12 protein-coding genes, 1 tRNA gene and 1 pseudogene are annotated in these 14,602 nt (G+C 58.3%); 8 read left to right on the top strand and 6 right to left on the bottom strand.

Translation table 11 applies throughout. The features are described from left to right. Positions 1 to 3: 3 nt before the first annotated feature. Positions 4 to 1,941 carry a MacB family efflux pump subunit gene (locus L085_RS19280; RefSeq protein ID WP_015377408.1) on the bottom strand — a complete coding sequence of 646 codons (1,938 nt, stop codon included), beginning with the start codon at positions 1,939 to 1,941 and terminating at the stop codon, positions 4 to 6. Further along, positions 1,938 to 3,142: pseudogene (locus tag L085_RS19275) on the bottom strand (efflux RND transporter periplasmic adaptor subunit). The gene L085_RS19280 and the pseudogene L085_RS19275 overlap by 4 nt, the downstream one beginning before the upstream one ends. A gap of 216 nt (positions 3,143 to 3,358) precedes the next feature. Here L085_RS19275 and cho point away from each other — a divergent pair. The 5 genes from cho (at position 3,359) to L085_RS25905 (ending at position 5,729) form a co-directional block, all read left to right on the top strand. Further along, positions 3,359 to 4,207, top strand: coding sequence for an excinuclease Cho (cho, locus tag L085_RS19270; protein WP_044031496.1), 849 nt, complete (start codon positions 3,359 to 3,361; stop codon positions 4,205 to 4,207). 112 nt (positions 4,208 to 4,319) lie between these two features. Next, positions 4,320 to 4,416, top strand: a tRNA-OTHER gene (locus L085_RS19265). Positions 4,417 to 4,601: 185 nt separating this feature from the next. Continuing rightward, on the top strand, positions 4,602 to 4,901 hold the full coding sequence (locus tag L085_RS19260) for a sigma-S stabilization anti-adapter protein IraP (RefSeq protein WP_021504894.1): 300 nt from the start codon (positions 4,602 to 4,604) through the stop codon (positions 4,899 to 4,901). A gap of 123 nt (positions 4,902 to 5,024) precedes the next feature. Next, on the top strand, positions 5,025 to 5,528 hold the full coding sequence (locus tag L085_RS19255; RefSeq protein WP_015377412.1) for a YlaC family protein: 504 nt from the start codon (positions 5,025 to 5,027) through the stop codon (positions 5,526 to 5,528). Between the two features lie 69 nt (positions 5,529 to 5,597). Beyond that, positions 5,598 to 5,729: a hypothetical protein gene (locus L085_RS25905; RefSeq protein WP_015377413.1), complete on the top strand. Its 132-nt coding sequence runs from the start codon at positions 5,598 to 5,600 to the stop codon at positions 5,727 to 5,729. Positions 5,730 to 5,790: 61 nt separating this feature from the next. On the opposite strand, the gene L085_RS25900 is transcribed toward L085_RS25905, so the two are convergent. The 4 genes from L085_RS25900 to mdoC all read right to left on the bottom strand — a co-directional run bounded on the left by L085_RS25900 (position 5,791) and on the right by mdoC (position 9,821). Beyond that, positions 5,791 to 5,919 (bottom strand): hypothetical protein, encoded by a 129-nt coding sequence (locus L085_RS25900; RefSeq protein WP_016928228.1) that lies wholly within the window; start codon positions 5,917 to 5,919, stop codon positions 5,791 to 5,793. A 240-nt stretch (positions 5,920 to 6,159) separates the two neighbouring features. Next, on the bottom strand, positions 6,160 to 7,881 hold the full coding sequence (locus L085_RS19245; RefSeq protein ID WP_015377414.1) for a potassium/proton antiporter: 1,722 nt from the start codon (positions 7,879 to 7,881) through the stop codon (positions 6,160 to 6,162). A 282-nt stretch (positions 7,882 to 8,163) separates the two neighbouring features. Beyond that, positions 8,164 to 8,388: a hypothetical protein gene (locus L085_RS19240; protein WP_004927891.1), complete on the bottom strand. Its 225-nt coding sequence runs from the start codon at positions 8,386 to 8,388 to the stop codon at positions 8,164 to 8,166. Positions 8,389 to 8,690: 302 nt separating this feature from the next. Further along, positions 8,691 to 9,821: a glucans biosynthesis protein MdoC gene (gene mdoC / locus L085_RS19235; protein ID WP_044031495.1), complete on the bottom strand. Its 1,131-nt coding sequence runs from the start codon at positions 9,819 to 9,821 to the stop codon at positions 8,691 to 8,693. A 259-nt stretch (positions 9,822 to 10,080) separates the two neighbouring features. Here mdoC and mdoG point away from each other — a divergent pair, with 259 nt between their 5' ends. The 3 genes from mdoG (at position 10,081) to L085_RS19220 (ending at position 14,596) form a co-directional block, all read left to right on the top strand. Continuing rightward, complete coding sequence (mdoG, locus tag L085_RS19230; protein WP_004927882.1) at positions 10,081 to 11,649, top strand: glucans biosynthesis protein MdoG; 1,569 nt, start codon at positions 10,081 to 10,083, stop codon at positions 11,647 to 11,649. After that, entirely contained in the window at positions 11,642 to 14,200 is a 2,559-nt protein-coding gene (mdoH, locus tag L085_RS19225; RefSeq protein WP_015377416.1) for a glucans biosynthesis glucosyltransferase MdoH, read from the top strand. Before mdoG ends, mdoH begins: the two co-directional genes overlap by 8 nt. Before the next feature lie 162 nt (positions 14,201 to 14,362). Further along, complete coding sequence (locus tag L085_RS19220; RefSeq protein ID WP_044031494.1) at positions 14,363 to 14,596, top strand: YceK/YidQ family lipoprotein; 234 nt, start codon at positions 14,363 to 14,365, stop codon at positions 14,594 to 14,596. Positions 14,597 to 14,602 lie beyond the last annotated feature (6 nt).

The raw sequence follows: 14,602 nt of genomic DNA, 5'->3' as shown, positions 1-14,602 counted from the left end.
GGGTTACTCGCTGGCCAATGAAACGACCGGATCCATCCTTGCCGCTTTGCGGGCGGGGAGATAACCGAAGATCATGCCGATTAAGGTTGAACAGAAAAATGCCGTGGCGGCGGCTTGCCAGGAATAGATGGCGGTGAACATGCCGCCCGCCAGCGAGGTGAACAGCGACCCGGCGGCGAACGATAGCGCGATGCCCAAAGCACCGCCGATCAGACAGACCAGCACCGCCTCTATCATGAACTGTTGCATGATGTCGCTGCGCCGCGCGCCGACCGCCATGCGCACGCCGATTTCGTGGGTGCGTTCGGTCACCGAGACCAGCATGATGTTCATCACGCCCAGGCTGCCGATCACCAGCGCGATGGACGCCACCATCAGGATCAGCAGGCTGAAAGTCATTGACGTGCGTTCGATGGACTTTCGGATTTTATCGAAGTTGTACAAACGGAAATCTTTTACGCCATGGCGTTGGGTCAACAGCTGTGTGATAGCGGTGACGGCCGATTCGCTGGCGACATTGTCCTTTAGCCGAACGGTGATGCCGCTGAGCGTCGGTTTGCCTACCATGCGATACATCACCGTGCTGTAGGGCATCCAAACAGTAATGCGATTGGGCGCGTAGTTGCGATTGCTTTTCGCCACACCGATCACCCGTGCCGGCACCGAGCCGAGAAACACGATCTGGCCGAGCGGCTCGACGCCGAAATCGCCGAACAGCGCCTGGCGCGCATTGTCGTCGATGATCACTTCCTGCAGCGCATTACGATCGTCGCGGAAAGTCACGCCTTGTAACAGCTCGACGCCGTTAACGCGGAAATAGTCGCGCCCGACGCCGGTGATCGAGGCGGTGGCGGATTTGCTGCGAAAACGGATGCTGTCGGAAGCGTCTACTTCCGGGCTGACGCTGTCGACGAAGCTTTGCTGCGCCAGCGCGTCGGCATCGGCCGGCACCAAGGTGCGGATGCTGTCGATGGCGTCGTCGAAGAAATCGCGGCCCGGATAGATGCTTACCACGTTAGTGCCGAGATCTTTGAGGTTTTCCAGCGTGCGCTGTTTGGCGCCTTCGCCCAGCGCCACTACCGTGACCACGGCGGCGATGCCGAAGATGATGCCGGTCATGGTCAGCGCGGTGCGCAGACGATGAGCGTTCATCGCTTTCAGCGCCATGTGCAGCGATTCGCGGGTGCGGTCAATCAGGCGTTGCCAGCCGCTTTGCCGGCTGCGGTTCGGCGGCGGCAACGATGGGCCGGACGCCGATTTGCGGCCGCTGTCAGCGATGATCTTGCCGTCTTGCAGTTCGATGACGCGCTGCGCATGTTGCGCCACTTTCATATCGTGGGTGACGATCACCACGGTATGGCCGCGCTGATTCAGTTCGCTCAGGATCGCCAGCACTTCCTGGCCGGATTGGGTGTCCAGCGCGCCGGTCGGTTCGTCCGCCAGGATAATTTCGCCGCCGTTGATCAGGGAGCGGGCGATGCTGACGCGCTGCTGTTGGCCGCCGGAAAGCTGGCCGGGCTTGTGGTCTTCGCGTCCCTCCAGGCCTAACCGCGCCAGCAGTTGCGCCGCCCGCAGCCGCCGCTGATCGCGCCGGGCGTTGGCGTAGATGGCCGGGATTTCGACGTTGCCCAGCGCGCTGAGATCGGGCATCAGGTGATAGCGCTGGAAGATAAAACCGATATGTTCGCGGCGCAGGCGGGCCAGTTCGTCCGGCGACAGGTGGGCGGCGTTCTGGCCGCTGATGTAGTAATCGCCGCGATCCGGCACATCGAGGCAGCCCATGATGTTCATCAGCGTCGATTTGCCGGAGCCGGAAGCGCCGATGATCGCCACCAGCTCGCCGGCGGCGATGGTCAGATCGATGTCTTTCAACACCGTTAACGCTTGACCGCCGTTGGTGTACGTTCGGCTGATGCCTTTTAGTTCGATGATCGCGTTCACAGGAAGATGCCATCCTCAGCCGATTTGGCGGCGGGCTGCGACAGCACCACGGTTTCACCGGCTTTCAGGCCGCTGAGGATCTGAATGTCGACATTGTTGGTGATGCCGGTGGTCACTTTGCGCGTTTCCAGCCGCTGGTCCTGGGTCAGCACCTGCACCTGCTGCATTTCTCCTTCGGTTTTATGCACCGCCTGGATCGGCACCAGCAGGGTGTTCTTCGCGTCGCCGAGCAGCAAGGACACCTGCGCGGTCATGGCAATGCGCAGGCGGTTCTCCGGGTTGGGTACGTCCAGCAGCGCGTTGTAATAGACCGAGGCGTTCGAGGTGCCGGAGCCGGAAGCGGAGCTGGTGCCGGCGAGCGAATCGTCTTTCATCACCGATTCCGGCGCCAGCTCGATGGTGCGCAGCGTGGCGTCGTACCGTTTATCCGGATCGGAGAAAATAGTGAAGTACGCCTTTTGCCCCGGTGAAATGCGGGTGATGTCGGCTTCGGAGATCTGCGCCTTGATGGTCATCATATCCAACCGCGCCAGCTTGACGATGGTCGGCGCGCTTTGGCTGGAGTTGACCGTTTGCCCCTGCTGCGTGACCACGGCGATAACGATGCCGTCCATCGGCGCAACCACGCGGGTATAGCCCAGATCGATTTTTTCTTCTCGACTTCGATCTGCGATTGCACCAACTGCGCATTGAGCGCCTGCAGATCGGCGCGAGTGGTGGCGAGCGAGGCTTCGGCGGTTTCGAAGTCTTCCCGCGAACTGGCTTCGTCGTTCAGCATGCGGCGCTGGCGTTTGAAACGCGACTCCGCCTGTTTCAGCAAGGCCTGTTTGGCTAACATATTGGCTTTGACTACGTTCAGCGCCGCCTCGGCGTTGCGCAGATCGTTGCGCTGTTGCAGATCGTCGATGTCGGCGATCGGTTGCCCTTTGGTAACGCGATCGCCCAGCTTGACCTTCAGCGATTTGACTTCGCCGGAGACGCGGGCGCCGACGTTGACGCGTTCGATAGCATCCAGCCGCCCGGTGGCCAGCACGGCGTTTTCGATATCGCCCAGGCGGGCCGGCGCAGTAACGTAATCCTGCTGCGGCGGGCGTTGCCAAAAGATGGCCAGCGCGACGGCGACGGCGATGAAAACGATGGCGGCGATCAACGCCAGACGGCGGGAGGGGAGTTTCAGTGATGACATACCCAGGTTTTCCATAACGATAAAAGCGGCGGTTCCAGTCTGCCATCATGGCAGCGCCAGCTTGAACTGGCGCTAAACGTGAGGCGCTTTCCCGCTGGAAAGGGGATAGTAAAGTCTTTCCCGCTAAAGATCACGGTGAGTTATTATCCGCCGGGTGTGCAACCGGCTGCAGGGCGCGTTATACTGGGTAAAAAACCAGTATTCATTCATCAGCAGGATAATGCCACCGCCATGATGCCAAACCGCCTCGAGCCGGAACTCGACATTTATCAATACCCGGAGCACCTGCGCGCCTGCCTGGCGCCGTTGCCCAAAGGGCCGGGCGTGTATGTGTTTCACGGTCAAAGCGAGAGCCTGCCGCTTTACATCGGTAAAAGCGTCAATATACGCAGCCGGGTGATGGCGCACTTCCGCGCGCAGGACGAGGCAAAAATGCTGCGCCAAACCCGACGCATCAGCTTTATCGAGACCGCCGGTGAGTTGGGCGCATTGCTGCTGGAGGCGCAGTTGATCAAACAACAACAGCCGCTGTTCAACAAACGTCTGCGGCGCTCGAAACAGCTGTGTGCGCTGCGCTTGCAGGCAGATGTGGTGACGATTGCTCACGCCAAAGAGATCGACTTCGCCGTCACGCCCGATCTCTACGGGCTGTTTGCCAATCGCCACGCCGCGCTGGAAAAGCTGCGCGCCATCGCCGACGAGCATCGTTTATGTTACGGCAGGCTGGGGATCGACAAGCTGCCGGCGGGGCGAGCCTGCTTCCGCTATAGCCTGCGCAAGTGCGCCGGCGCCTGCTGTGGCGTGGAGTCGGCGCAGGAACATGCTCTGCGGCTCAGCGCGGCGCTTGAACAGCTACGCATCGTCTGTTGGCCGTTCGCCGGGCGCGTGGCGCTGGAGGAGCAGGGCGAGGCGCTGCGTCAGTACCATGTGATCCACAATTGGTTTTATCTGGGATCGGTCGGCAATCTGGCGCAGGCGAAGTTGCTGCAGAGCGCGGCCAGCCACTTTGACAGCGATGGCTACAAGATTCTGTGCAAGCCGCTCATGGCCGGCGATTACCGGATTATTGCGCTGCCTTAATGCCAGAACGCTATCGATTACCTAAGACTTATCCGTAAATGCATGACATTATGCTAAAAAAGCTTGAGTCCATAATGTTGTTATGGATAATGTCGCCCCGAAGCGAAGGAACGCGCTATTAACTCAGTTGGCAGAGTGATTGGTTTTATAATGGCTTGTTTTGGCTTGAAAATTGATAGACGCGGGTTCGAGTCCTGCATAGCGCGCCAGCTTTCTTTCCTTCATCTCACCGCGCTTATCGTAAAGCGCACCCGGGTTGATTTGCACTATCGGCTCCTCGTTGGGATTTTCGGGTGTGCTTTACCGTAACCGCTGGCTTTCCTTCCTCTTTCTCTTTCGATCCTTTGCTAAACTGTAATCAGGCAGGCTTGCTGCCCGGCAACAGGAGGTCGATATGTCTCACTCCGAGCAACTGCAGGAGCTCTTGCAACGCGTCGCCGCCCTTGAGGCGAGAGAGAAAGCGCTGACCGCCGCATCCAACGCTTATCAGGCGATTATCACCACCATGTTGGGCAATATGGAGAAGGTCGAACGTGACCGGATCATCGCCATGATCGATCAGGCCCATGAAATCGCCTACGCCCGCGCCATTCAACGCAGCAACGAACCGCAAAAGCAAAAAATCAAACAGGCCGACGACGTCGCCCAGCGCATGTTCATGTTTGCGCAAGGCAAAGCCGCTCAGCCGCGCTGAAGCCGAACTATAACAGTTGCCGCCATTAAGTTGGCTAACTGATCTACCCGGCAAAACTGTACTTGTGTTACTTTTAGCGGTGAGATTTGATGGCAATGCTGTTTCCAGCATAAGGTTGTAACGATGGACGCGATTAAAAGCATCTTGGTTAAAGAGATTGAACAGATCAATCGGCGCGAGGGGCGCGACGGCAAGCCGCGTTTCAACAGCGAATTCGCCCGCACTCACCGCTATTTGTGCCTTGCCATGTTCGCCGGTTACTTCGCGGTGATCGCCGTGATGTATCAGGTGCCGTATATGGGGATGTATGCCTTCCTGGGCTTCACCGCTTTCGTGCTGTTCATGTTCGCCATGCTGCTGATCGAGATCCGGCCGGTGTATCGTTTCGAGGACATCGGGGTGCTGGATTTGCGGGTTTGCTACAACGGCGAATGGTACTTCACCCGCGCGCTGTCGCCTTATGCGGTGCAGCAGCTGCTGGATGAGCCGTCCATCGGCGCCGCGCTGAAACAGAAGATGCGAATCATCATCGGCAACAAGGGCGAAATCGATTTCTACGACGTGTACGACATGGCCTACGGAAAAAAGCCGCAGGATGAGCCGTCTCAGCTGGCGGCGGCGAACTGAAAGGTTTCCGGCCGGCGGCTTGTCGATTATACTCAGCGTTTGAACGCGAAGCAGAATGAGGACCAAGCGATGAGTGATGATATTTTCGATTTTGATATCGATGCCGAACTGGCGAAAGCCGAAGAAAAAGCGGCGCAGAAGGTAAAAGAGGTCCCCGAGTTCCTCGAAGACGAAGCGGACTGCGAAGGTTGCAAGATCTGATCGCCTGCCCCATAAAAAAAACCGCGCGCGGTTTTTTTTTATGTCTGAGCGTCGCGCGGCGTCAATCCAGCACGAATCCCCAGATCAGGAACGCCGCCACCAGAATCAGGCAAAGCGCGGACACCGTCACCAGTATTTTCCCCAGAATGTCTTTTTCTTGTTCCTGCTGCGTCACGTTGAAATTATCCAATTAAAAGTCTATGGACCAAACCGGCGATGCCGAGATCGAGCACCGCTACGCCCAGCGCCATGATCACTATCACCGAAAGAAATCGAGTCTTGCCGTTCACTTCCCTAATCCCTATCGGCGCCGTTATATCAAAGGGATATAATTTGGCGGCGCCGTACTGCATACATCGTGATAGAGATTAAGAGCGTTCTTAAGGCCAGAAGTTCCCTCATCTGATAGGCCGGCGCCTGAGCGGCAGCGTTAGTCGGTCACGATCCGCACGCCTATCTTGCTGACTTGATTGCCGTCCATTTCGGCGATGGTCCAGGTCAGACCGTCCCATTCCACCTGGTCGCCGATCACCGGTTCACCGCCGATCAGCTGAATGACGAACTGCCCCAGCGTCTGCTGCTCGTCCACGTCGTCTTGCAGATTGAGGCCATAGACCTGCGAGATATCGCTCAAACGGGCATCGGATTGCAGTATAAAGTCGCCGAAGAAGCGCTCGTCGAGCGTCACGGCCGGCGCCTGGCTGAACAGCTTGCCGAGGATCGGCAGATCGTGCTCATGGCCGATGACGCACAGAATATCGTTCTCTCGCAGCCGGGTGCTGCCGCTCGGGTGCAGCAACTCTTTGCCGCGGAACAGGGCGGCGATGCGGGTATTGGGCGGCATTTTCAGCTCACGCAGCGCCGCGCCGACGCACCAGTTTTCCGCCGAAAGCTGATACACGAACTGTTCCCACTGGTTTTCCGGGTGCACGTCCAGCCCAACGCGGGAGATCGGCGTTAGCGCCGGCGGCACGATCACCTTGGCTTTTTTGGCGGCAAACGACAGCGTGGTGCCCTGCAGCAGCAGGGAGACCAGCACCACGAAGAACGCCACGTTGAAGAACAGCTGGGCGTTGGGCAGCCCGGCCATCATCGGGAACACCGCCAGGATCACCGGCACCGCGCCGCGCAGGCCGACCCAGGAAATAAAGCCGCGCTCGCGCAGGGTAAAGCTGCGGAACGGCAGCAGGCCGATAAACACCGACAGCGGGCGGGCGAACAGGATCATCCACAGCGACAGCAGCAGGGCAGGGATGGCGATCGGCAGCAGCTCGTGCGGGTTAAGCAGCAGCCCGAGCACCAGGAACATGCCGATCTGGCTGAGCCAGGCGAGGCCATCGAAGGTTTGTACGATGCCGTGACGGTTGCGGATCGGCCGGTTGCCCAGCAGCAGGCCGCACAGATACACCGCCAGAATGCCGCTGCCGTCCAGCGCGGTGGTCAGCGCGAAAATAAGAATACCGCCGCTTACCGCCAGCAGCGGATAGAGGCCGTCCGCCAGTTTGATGTGGTTGATCAGCGTCAGCAGCAGCCAGCCGCCGCCCAGACCGAAGACGATGCCCATGCCGAACTGCTGCATCAGATGCAGCGGGAAGGTCCAGCTCAGTGCGGTTTCCCCGGCGGCGATCATCGCAATCAGCGTGATGGTGAGAAACACCGCCATCGGATCGTTGCTGCCGGATTCGATCTCCAGCGTGGCGCTGACGCGTTCGTTCAAACCTTTGCCCCCCAAAAGAGAGAAGACCGCGGCGGCGTCGGTGGAACCGATGATGGCGCCGATCAGCAGCCCCTGCAGCAGATCGAGATTGAACAGCCAGGCGGCGGCCATGCCGGTCAGGCCGGCGGTGATCACTACGCCGACGGTGGCGAGAGAGAGTGCCGGCCACAGGGCGACGCGGAAAGAGCTGACCCGGGTACGCATGCCGCCGTCGAGCAGGATCACCGCCAACGCGAGGTTGCTGACCAGATAAGCGACCGGGTAATTGCTGAAGACGATGCCGCCGGGGCCATCGACGCCGGCCAGCATGCCGATCGCCAGGAAGATCACCAGGATCGGAATGCCGAGCCGGGAAGAAAATGAGCTGAGCAGAATGCTTGCCCCCACCAGCACGGCACCGATGACGAACAAACTGTTAATGGTGCTGGCATCCAAAATATCGCTCTCCTGAGGCTGGGGGATAGGGGCACTGCGCTGGTGTCGATGATAACGTGTTTAGTGGGTAAAACGCCAAGGCTGATTGCGAAAACAACCGATCAATTATTGCCCTTTGGTGCGATTAACCGAATAAAGTGAGGGGAAGAGGGAGAATGCTGTCTTTTATCCAACATTATCAGGCTGCTGTATTTCTGCTTTGGCAACAATGCCGGGTTTGCACGGTGGGAAAAACCATTAAGCCCGCGCAGGCAGGCTTAATGGTTTGCAGGCGCGGTAGGATTAATGATCGAGCGATTCCAGCGCCCGTTTGATCAGCTCGGTGGCCAGCTTGCTTTCCGCTTCAGAAATGCCGTCGAGATTGAAGTTGGAAAGCTCAGCGACCAAAACGCTGCGTTCTTTGCCGCTGATCGAAGCGTCCAGCGCGGACAGCAACCTGCCGAGGATCTTCAGCAGGGTGGCGTTTTCCGCTATGGCTTCTTGAGCCGGGGTGTTCTTATCGGTCATTCAAAATCCTCTCTGTCGTGACGGAAGGGAGATGCAGCTAACGCCACCGAATAAATTAAACGATCGCGCAGCCCTTCGGGGGTGTTGAGCCCAATCACTACCGTAAGGCAGGGATCCGGATTTCTACTTATGCATTGCAGTTATAACGGCTAGGTTATCTATGCAGCCGTATCACTTTGCCTTAACGGTCGACGCCAGGCTGAGCAATGTGTGCTCTGTATGCAAACCACCAGTATAGGCTTTTTACACGGCGGCAATATGACAGAAGCCCCCTGCAAACGGTCGGGTTTACAGGGGCAAGGTTATTGCGGTTTGCCGGAGAACAGGAAGCGCAGCACCGGAATGCGCTTGTGCAGTTCATATAGCGCGAAGGCCAGAGAGAACACAAACAGCAGGCCCAGCAAGAATCCCAACAGGTTGTTGCCGATATACGGCGTCACGAAAGCGCCATATATCAGGGTCAACGGATGGTGCACCAGATATATAAACAGCGAGGCGTTGACCAGATAGGTGATGCGCGGCGAGTGATAATTCAGCAGGTTATGCCCGAAAGAGAACACGACGTTGGTCATCAGGATCCCCATTAGGGTTTTGATCACCACTTCCAGCTCGAACATATAGCTGCTGTGCGCCAACAGCTTTTGGTTCAGCATATATGCGATAAACAGCAGCAGCGAACCGAGCAGCGCCAGCGGCGAACGGCGCAGAAAAATCTCCTTAAGCCACACATACTTAAACGCATAGGCGCCGAGGAGGAAGAACGGCAAGTAGAACATCGTCTCCATCACCACGAAATTGAACAGGCCGTTGGATAATAGCTGCGGGGCGAAAATTAAAATAATGCGGTGCGCGGCCGAACAGCATACCGCATAAATAAAGAAATACAGTGAGATGTTTCCTAATCCACGCATTCTGTTTATTAGCGTTGGAATATATTCACGAGTTTGACGCTTGATTTTACGGAACAGATAAAAACAGGCGCAGGTTAACAATGACAGCGTCAATAAGAACCACAGATGAGAAACCAATTCCCAAACTGTTACATTTATTTTCTGATAGAGAGAAAATTCATCCCAGCCGTTTAATTTGTCGGTGAAATATTTCAGCATGAAAAACTGCGGCACCGTGATCAGCGGGATGGAGCTCAACAGCGGGATCGCTACCCGCTCCAGCCTGACCTTCAGCCACTGGTGGCGCTCGTAGCGCTCGTAAAGCATGTAGGAGAAGTAGCCGGATATCACGAAGAACACCTGCATGCGGAAGGCGTGGATGAAGTCGTTCAGCACCGTGAGCGAAAAGGAGGGCGACGCGCTGTTCACCGCCCAGGCGTGGCTGGAATAAATCAGGGAGAGGTGAAACGGGATGCCGAGCAACATCAAATAGGCTCTGATGGAGTCGAGGAAAAACTCGCGCTGTTTGCTGCCTTTAGTCATAGATTACCGCTGGTGATTTAATCGAGAGTTCATTAACACGCTTAATAAGTCGTCAAACGTTAAATTGTTATCCGGAACCCTACTATAGCCCCCCGCATTTTTCCATAGCGTCTTGTTGCGCGGCTTGCTACGCTGGTGTTCCATCAGCTGCTTAAACAATGAGCCGTAAACATGAACCATCCATTTATCATGTTGTCGGAAAGCTGAGTAATCCATTAATATGGATTTAAATGCTTTGAGCACACGAATAGGGGGGGATGTGCTAGTTAATATATTATCCGGACAACCACGCGCCGCGAGCGTTCGTTGGTTAGGTGCGACCGTATTGTTCACGCTGTTCAGTTCGCCGGCTTGGGCCTTTTCTATTGATGATGTCGCCAAGCAGGCGCAGGATCTGGCGGCGAAAGGTTTCGAAGCCCCGAAAAGCAACCTTCCTTCTCAGTTCCGCGAGATGAAGTTCGCAGACTATCAGCAGATTCAGTTCAATCACGATAAAGCCTATTGGAGCAAGCTGAAAACCCCTTTCAAGCTTGAGTTTTATCATCAGGGGATGTACTTCGATACGCCGGTGAAAATCAACGAAGTCACCTCCACCAGCGTAAAACAGATCAAGTACAGCCCGGATTACTTCAACTTCGGTTCGGTCAAACACGACCCTGAATCGGTGAAAAACCTCGGCTTTGCCGGTTTTAAGGTGCTTTATCCGATCAACAGCGCCGACAAAAACGATGAGATCATGAGCCTGCTGGGCGCGAGCTATTTCCGCGTGGTGGGTAAAGGACAGGTTTACGGGCTTTCCGCTCGCGGCCTGGCTATCGACACCGCTTTGCCGTCCGGCGAAGAGTTCCCGCGTTTCCGCGAATTCTGGGTTGAGCGTCCGAAGCAGGGCGACAAGCACCTGGTGATCTATGCGCTGCTGGATTCCCCGCGCGCCACCGGCGCTTACCGTTTCACGGTGATCCCGGGCCGCGACACCACCGTGGACGTCGAGTCTAAAGTGTTCCTGCGCGACAAGGTGGGCAAACTGGGCCTGGCGCCGCTGACCAGCATGTACCTGTTCGGGCCGAACCAGCCGTCGCCGACGCTGAACTACCGCCCGGCGTTGCACGATTCCAACGGTCTGTCTATCCACGCCGGCAACGGCGAGTGGATCTGGCGTCCGCTGAACAATCCTAAACACCTGTCCGTCAGCACCTATACCGTCGAGAATCCGAAAGGCTTCGGTCTGCTGCAGCGCGGCCGCAACTTCAAGGATTACGAAGATCTGGACGATCGCTACGATCTGCGCCCGAGCGCCTGGATCGAACCGAAGGGCGACTGGGGCAAAGGCAAGGTCGAACTGGTGGAGATCCCGACGGCGGATGAAACCAACGACAACATCGTCGCGTTCTGGACGCCGGATACCTTGCCGGAAGCCAAAAAGCCGCTGACGCTGAGCTACCGTTTGAACTTCACCCGCGATGAAGACAAACTGCATTCGCAAGATATCGCCTATGTGGCCCGTACCATGCGTTCGACCGGCGACGTGAAGCAGTCCAACCTGATCCGCGAGCCAGACGGCAGCGTGGCCTTCCTGGTCGACTTCGTTGGCCCGGTGCTGAAAGGGCTGGACGCCAATACCCCGGTCGCCTCTCAGATTAGCATCGGCGACAACGGTGAGATGGTAGAAAACAACGTCCGCTATAACCCAGTGACCAAAGGCTGGCGCCTGACGGTGCGTCTGAAAGTGAAAGACGACAAGAAGCCGGTAGAAATGCGTGCGGCGCTGGTCAATGGCGATAAGACTCTGTCGGAAACCTGGAGCTATCAGCTACCTGCCAATGAATAAGCCTACTCAACCCGCCCAGGATTATCTTGCGGCGCTGCCTCTGACCGCCGAGCGGTCGGAGGCGCTCAACCCTCAAACGGCGGATGGCGCTCAGGCACTGGAGGCGCTCCATCGGCAGATGGGCGCCGCCGACGCCAACGTTAATAGCCTGTCGGCGGATGACGTGGCGCTGGCCTCGGTCAAACCGCGTATCGAAAACGCCTGGCCGGATGCGGTCAGCGATGACGACTTCGATACCGACGCCGAAGGGCGCGCCATTCTGAAGGCGACGCCGCCGATCAAACGCACCACCATGTTCCCGGAAGCCTGGCGCACCAACCCGGTGGCGCGCTTCTGGGATTCTCTGCTGGGGCGGTCGCCGCACAATCGGCACGCCACCAAAGAGGAGGCCGAGGCCGAGAACCGCTGGCGTACCGTCGGCTCCATGCGCCGCTATGTGCTGCTGGTGCTGATGCTGGTGCAAACCGGCATCGCCACCTGGTACATGAAAACCATCTTGCCTTATCAGGGCTGGGCGCTGATCGATCCTATCGCCATGCTGGATCAGGATCTGATGCAGTCGGTGTTGCAGCTGCTGCCGTATGTGCTGCAAACCGGCATTCTGATCCTGTTCGCCGTACTGTTCTGCTGGGTCTCGGCCGGTTTCTGGACCGCGCTGATGGGCTTCCTGCAGCTGCTGATCGGCAAGGACAAATACAGCATTTCCTCCACCATCAAGGGCGATGAGCCGATCAACCCGGCGCACCGCACTGCGCTGATCATGCCGATCTGCAACGAAGACGTCGAACGCGTGTTCGCCGGCCTGCGTGCGACCTATGAGTCCGTCGCCGCGACCGGTCAGCTGGAACACTTCGATATCTACGTGCTGAGCGACAGCTACGATCCGGACATCTGCGTGGCCGAGCAAAAGGCGTGGATGGAGCTGTGCCGCGATGTCGATGGCCACGGCCGCATCTTCTATCGCCGCCGCCGCCGCCGCGTCAAACGCAAGAGTGGCAACATCGACGACTTCTGCCGTCGCTGGGGCGGTGAGTACAGCTACATGGTGATCCTGGATGCCGACAGCGTGATGAGCGGCGAATGCCTCACCGGGCTGGTGCGCCTGATGGAAGCCAACCCGAACGCCGGCATCATCCAGTCGGCGCCGAAGGCGTCCGGCATGGATACCCTGTATGCGCGCGTGCAGCAGTTCGCCACCCGCGTTTACGGGCCGTTGTTCACCGCCGGCCTGCATTTCTGGCAGCTGGGCGAGTCGCACTACTGGGGGCACAACGCCATCATCCGCGTGAAGCCGTTTATCGAGCACTGTGCGCTGGCGCCGCTGCCGGGCGAGGGCTCTTTCGCCGGGTCTATCCTGTCGCACGACTTCGTTGAAGCGGCGCTGATGCGCCGCGCCGGCTGGGGCGTGTGGATCGCTTACGATCTGCCGGGCAGTTATGAAGAGCTGCCGCCAAACCTGCTGGACGAGCTGAAGCGCGACCGTCGCTGGTGTCACGGCAACCTGATGAACTTCCGCCTGTTCCTGGTGAAAGGCATGCACCCGGTGCACCGCGCGGTGTTCCTTACCGGTGTCATGTCCTACCTGTCGGCGCCGCTGTGGTTTATGTTCCTGGCGCTCTCCACCGCATTGCAGGTGGTGCATACGCTGATGGAGCCGCAATACTTCCTGCAGCCACGGCAGCTGTTCCCGGTCTGGCCGCAGTGGCGGCCCGAGCTGGCGATAGCGCTGTTCTCCACCACGCTGGTGCTGCTGTTCCTGCCGAAGTTGCTCAGTATTGTGCTGATCTGGGCCAAGGGCGCGAAAGAATACGGCGGGGCGTTCCGTCTGTTCATTTCGATGCTGATGGAAATGCTGTTCTCGGTGCTGCTGGCGCCGGTGCGCATGCTGTTCCATACCGTGTTCGTGGTGAGCGCCTTCCTCGGTTGGGAGGTGGTGTGGAATTCGCCGCAGCGTGACGATGATGATACGCCGTGGGGCGAAGCGTTCCGCCGCCATGGCTCGCAGATGTTGCTGGGCCTGGTGTGGGCCGGCGGCATGGCGTGGCTGGATCTGCGCTTCCTGTGGTGGTTGGCGCCGATCGTGTTCTCGCTGATCCTGTCGCCGTTTGTGTCGGTGTTGTCGAGCCGCGCAACGCTGGGCATGAAAAGCAAACGCGCCAAGCTGTTCCTGATCCCGGAAGAGTACAATCCGCCGCGTGAGCTGTTGGCGACGGAAGAATATCTGCATCTCAACCGCAACCGCGCGCTGACCAACGGCTTTATGCATGCGGTGGTCAATCCATCCTTCAACGCGCTGGCGACGGCGTTGGCGACGGCGCGTCACCATCTGCGCGCGACGCTCGATCGCAATCGTGAGGAGCGGGTGAACGAAGCGCTACAGTTAGGGCCTGAGAAGCTGGTGAAGGGCAAACGTCTGGAGCTGCTGAGCGATCCGGTCACGCTGGCTCGTTTGCATCAGCGCGTCTGGCTGTTGCCGGAAGGCGCCGCCTGGCGTGAGCATTATCAGCAGTTGCCGCACAACCCGCTGGCGCACCCTACGGGCCGGCGTTAATTGCTAATCGGCAACGCTCAGACGGGGAATGCGCATGGCGCATTCCCCGTTTTTTTACCTTTTGCTTACGTGCGCCGGTACCGGTGGAGAAAGGGAACTGTGATAGACTGCGGCCGATGCGTTGTTCACTCGCGAAACAACCCCTTGCTCAGAGTCAATGTCGTGAAGCTCTCTTCCTATCTTCGGCTGGCCGGCGTGATGACACTCACCGGCTGCGGCAGCATTATCAGCCGCACCGTGCCCGGTGCGGGGCATGGCCACCAGTACTATCCCGGCGTGCAGTGGGATCTGCGCGATACGCCCTGGCGCTACGTCACGGTGATAGACGTGCCGCTGTCGATGGTGGTGGACACCTTTATGCTGCCGTTCGATGCGCAGCATGGCCCCTACGAGTAACTTCGT

Origin of the sequence: Serratia sp. FS14 (genome assembly GCF_000695995.1) — a bacterium.
Lineage (GTDB): Bacteria > Pseudomonadota > Gammaproteobacteria > Enterobacterales > Enterobacteriaceae > Serratia > Serratia nematodiphila.
Note: the sequence above shows the minus strand (reverse complement) of the source record. Positions and strands in the feature narration are given on the sequence as shown.

Excerpts from the sequence above, each read along its gene's own strand:
- mdoH (WP_015377416.1), top strand. The coding sequence starts at position 11,642 with ATGAATAAGCCTACTCAACCCGCCCAGGATTATCTTGCGGCGCTGCCT.
- cho (WP_044031496.1), top strand. The coding sequence starts at position 3,359 with ATGATGCCAAACCGCCTCGAGCCGGAACTCGACATTTATCAATACCCG.
- mdoC (WP_044031495.1), bottom strand. The coding sequence starts at position 9,821 with ATGACTAAAGGCAGCAAACAGCGCGAGTTTTTCCTCGACTCCATCAGA.
- L085_RS19255 (WP_015377412.1), top strand. The coding sequence starts at position 5,025 with ATGGACGCGATTAAAAGCATCTTGGTTAAAGAGATTGAACAGATCAAT.
- L085_RS19260 (WP_021504894.1), top strand. The coding sequence starts at position 4,602 with ATGTCTCACTCCGAGCAACTGCAGGAGCTCTTGCAACGCGTCGCCGCC.
- L085_RS25905 (WP_015377413.1), top strand. The coding sequence starts at position 5,598 with ATGAGTGATGATATTTTCGATTTTGATATCGATGCCGAACTGGCGAAA.
- L085_RS19240 (WP_004927891.1), bottom strand. The coding sequence starts at position 8,388 with ATGACCGATAAGAACACCCCGGCTCAAGAAGCCATAGCGGAAAACGCC.